This is a genomic window from uncultured Candidatus Kuenenia sp. (genome assembly GCF_900696675.1).
GTDB classification, from domain to species: Bacteria; Planctomycetota; Brocadiia; order Brocadiales; family Brocadiaceae; genus Kuenenia; species Kuenenia stuttgartiensis_A.
In genome coordinates this window covers 1-3,844 of sequence record NZ_CAADGZ010000200.1, presented here as the reverse complement: position 1 = coordinate 3,844, position 3,844 = coordinate 1, and the positions used below count along the sequence as shown (strand labels likewise).

Annotated in this window: 4 protein-coding genes, 1 pseudogene and 1 riboswitch; all 5 genes and pseudogenes read right to left on the bottom strand. The window is 37.1% G+C overall.

The annotated features are described in order from the left end of the window. Window positions 1-215: hypothetical protein (locus tag QZT26_RS16755; RefSeq protein WP_295103774.1), on the bottom strand; the 215-nt coding region annotated here is incomplete at its 3' end. 42 nt (window positions 216-257) lie between these two features. After that, window positions 258-340, bottom strand: a riboswitch (cyclic di-GMP riboswitch). A gap of 449 nt (window positions 341-789) precedes the next feature. Further along, window positions 790-1,470: a sulfotransferase family 2 domain-containing protein gene (locus tag QZT26_RS16750; protein ID WP_295103771.1), complete on the bottom strand. Its 681-nt coding sequence runs from the start codon at window positions 1,468-1,470 to the stop codon at window positions 790-792. Window positions 1,471-1,500: 30 nt separating this feature from the next. Further along, window positions 1,501-1,735: pseudogene (locus tag QZT26_RS16745) on the bottom strand (transposase); the annotation flags it as partial. Window positions 1,736-2,251: 516 nt separating this feature from the next. Continuing rightward, window positions 2,252-3,388 (bottom strand): glycosyltransferase family 4 protein, encoded by a 1,137-nt coding sequence (locus QZT26_RS16740; RefSeq protein WP_295103768.1) that lies wholly within the window; start codon window positions 3,386-3,388, stop codon window positions 2,252-2,254. 126 nt (window positions 3,389-3,514) lie between these two features. Next, the coding region (locus QZT26_RS16735; RefSeq protein ID WP_295103766.1) for a four helix bundle protein at window positions 3,515-3,844 on the bottom strand (330 nt) is incomplete at its 5' end.

Here is a 3,844-nt window from a genome sequence, read left to right as displayed (position 1 = left end):
TTATTATGATAGTCTTTAACTTCTGAGGATGGATTTATAGCAATAGAATCATACCCCATCTGCCTTGCATAGTTAATGTCCTCAGATGGTTTATCATTCCAGAGTATGCCATAAATATTTTGATATGTTCCTTCTTCCGCAAAATTCTTTTCAGCGAAAAGAACAATATGGGCAATAACTAATATGCTTACTACGATGCTAATCTTTGACTTCATCGCTATTTCTCCTAATAAGAGATTAATTGTTTAATCAACAAACATGGCGACCTGGCATGCTTCGGTAATTCCGAAGCCCCATGGCTTTGCGTCCCAACCTCACGATTGGTTTGCCTTTTTCACGTCTGCTATCTCTTATCAGGAGTTAGCAAACATAAAACTTAATATTTAGATTTGGCGATTCCTCCTTTCTCACTTAAAAATCTTTATTTACGATTTATCTCTACAAATGAGCCCAGTTTTTTTAAATGTAACTACAACAACTGCAGCTTTCGCAATTAGCACAGATTTTGTAATATTAATTTTTATATATTATTTGTATATTTTGTCTGTGTAACCTGCGAAATCTGTGGTTCCAAAACACTTTTATTGGTCTGAAGTTTTACCTCGTTAGCTGTTATGAATATCGACAATTCTTGAAAAAATTTAATAAAATTATAAAACTATTTTTAAGAAACATATCCACAAAAATAAATATACCCTAAATTCTGCAAACGATTTTCGCAATGCGAAAATCGTTTGCAGAATTTAGGCATTATTTTTTTTATCCATCAGGAAAGTGTTAGACAGCGTGTTATTCACCGAAAGAATATTTAAAAAGTGCGATCTCCTCATTATATATTTCTTTTATAATGTCGATTGATTCCTTTTCGTATTTTCCCCGATAATCCTCACTTGAACCTTTTACTTTATGGGGAAGCATACTTGGTTCAATTCCCATAAGTTTGCAAGCTTCCCGGAAATCATTTAAAAGGTTCTCAAAACGGCCAATATAATCGAGAGGAATCGAGCCGCTGTAATCTTTTATCCAACAAGTCTGCCGTCTCAATACTCCTTTTCCCACGTACCGGCGAAGAAACTCATTAAATGTTATGTCTTTAGTAATTCCCAAATTCTTTTTATGGTTTTCATCTCGCATAACATTTTTATACCACGAATATGCTCGCGCCCAAGGGTTGCGTACAAAGGTAAACTTAAAATAGCTATTATATTGCTCTTTTGAAACAGTAAGATTGTTATTTGGGTTGACGTGTTTACGGAGTCCATAGTGAATCCTTCTTGCTACTTGAAAGAGATTTCCTTTAGACGTAAATATATTATGTGTAAAAAACGGCTTTTCAATCATCCTAATGCTTCTATGATCTTGCTCTGTTCTTCTAGAATAATTGTCAAAATGACCCAAGGCACTTTCGATGCTGGTACCTGCACACTTTGGAATATGTATAAATATGCATTTATATTTATGGGATATCATTTTTATACCTCCTAAAAATACTTTTTATTGCTATAAATAATATATATAAGCAAATATGCTTATGCATTTGGCTAAGGCTGGTCCAGGTCCGCTAATGTTTGTGAGGACTTTACACGTAGCGATCCCCAGGATTGTTTTGGAAAGCGGCCATCGGTATTTTCCTGCGGTTGAAGCGAAAGATGAATTCGCCAAGATAGACCGGCGAATACTTCTAATCGACTCCCTAATGAGTACCATTGAGCCACGTTTTTAGATTGCCAAAAGCATGGTGGATTTGGAAACCCTCATTCATGGATTTTGCCTGTGTCAATATTTCAAAACTGCCGTTTTGGAGTGCCCTCTCCACTATTCCTCTTTTTTGTATAGTAGTCCCTCAAATTCTTCCACCGTGAAAACCTTGTATTTCAATCGTATTTCAATTTTATTTCCCAACACAAACAATAAATTTATTCGCAAAAACTTGGAACAACAGCAGGTACTTTAGTTTCGTTGGGTTGCGGAAGCAAAATCCAACGATTTAGATTTTTCATGTCCCACTTTTGCATAAAACTTAACCCAACTACACACTCTCCCATTCGCCATCACAAGAGAATAAAGTTGTCCTTTCATTTACGACCTGCGATATCGTATTATCTCTTACCGTATTAAGTTGTTTGGTTTTTCACTCCTTAACCCAACCGACACTAACTAAAATCATTCTATAGTTCTATCAGTATTTGTCAGTTACATATCGCAAAAGTTTGCTGAAAACTATAACCATTCAGACTGCAAACTTTCAACATCAAAGCATGCCCTTATATACATCTAAAGTCTTTTCCGCTATCTTTTCCCAATTATATTTTTCGGCAATAGTATTTATCTGTTTCTTCCTTTGTTCTTCGTTTAATGACCTTTGAATAAACCCTTGTATCTTCAATGCAATAGCATCAGCATCTCCAGGCTTAAAAAACCTGTCGCTTTCCAACCATACTTCTCTGTTCGCAGGAATATCGGAAGCAATACAGGAAAGTCCGTAACTCATCGCCTCAAGCAAAACTATCGGTAAACCCTCATAATAAGAAGGTAATACAAAAAGCCCTGCGTGGCTATAAAGCTCCCGCAGCGGTTCACCGGTGAGGAATCCTGTTAATATAATATTACTACTTTGACTCGCCTTATTTTTTAAATCCAGGCTATATTTATCTTCATGATCAGCCCTGCCCACGATAACCAGTTTCCACTTTTCTGTTAGAAGGCGTGAGTTAGCAGTTGTCAGTTTATTAAAGGCGACAATCAGATCGTGAAACCCTTTTTCAGGCACGAAGCGCCCTACCGCCAGGATATATTTCTCTTTTGCGAGGGCATACTTTCTCAGAGTATTGTTACCCGGTAGAATTGCTGGCAACACCACACCGTTGGGTATTATTGTTGAGCTTCTCTTGTACCTAGCATGAATATGGTCCGCTATTGTTTGAGAAATAGTGATTATGCCATTAGCCCATTTACTGCCTGCAAGCTCGCCGAGTTTCAGAATACCCTTTGCCAGTATCCCCCACTTCTTTCTTTGATAATCAGGCCCATGATGTGTCATAATTACTTTTAGTCCAAAAAGCCTGGCGAGTGGTATGAACAAGGATGGCCCTATTGCATGGATATGCAGGATATCAGGAGAAAACTTTTTGGCGGCAAAAATTCCGATAAAGGTATGTAAAAATGTCTCAAGGAATTTGTTCTTTAGGCATGGCAAAGGGATTAACGCTACCCCTTTGTATTTAGTAATCTTTAAATCCACGTAGGGTTTTCTGGTAAAAACTATTACCTCACAACCTTTTTCAACCAATTGAGGATAGAGATTTTCGCAATGTGTCTCCACGCCACCCTGTATATGCGGAAATCCACGGGTACCGAGAACAGCTATTTTAAGTTTAGAATGGCTCATGGGCAATGGCTCATGGGTGATGGCTCATGGTTCATGGTTCATGGTTCATGGCTGATGGCTCATAGGTTATGGCTCTTGGCTCATGGGTTTTACATCTAAAATCAGCCATCAGCCATCAGCTATCAGCTAAATAGTTTTCTTTATTGCATTTATAAGACTTGAAAGCTGCTTACCGATTGTATCTCCTGCTATTCGTAAATCATTAAGGTTTGAACTGGAAATCCATTTATTTTTGTAAAATATAGTTAGAAAAGTAATTGTTTCAAATAGTGACCCACGTGCGATGTACAGGTATTGGATAAATTCTTTTTTAGAATTACGCCCTTTGCCTTCGGCAATGTTTGCGGAAATTGATGTTACAGATGATTCCAATTGTTCTATAAGCCTGTAATGATTCCGATTTGTATTCATTATTTCAGCAATATCAATGACACTAACTGCAAAATCTACAGCTTT

Excerpts from the sequence above, each read along its gene's own strand:
- QZT26_RS16750 (WP_295103771.1), bottom strand. The coding sequence starts at position 1,470 with ATGATATCCCATAAATATAAATGCATATTTATACATATTCCAAAGTGT.
- QZT26_RS16740 (WP_295103768.1), bottom strand. The coding sequence starts at position 3,388 with ATGAGCCATTCTAAACTTAAAATAGCTGTTCTCGGTACCCGTGGATTT.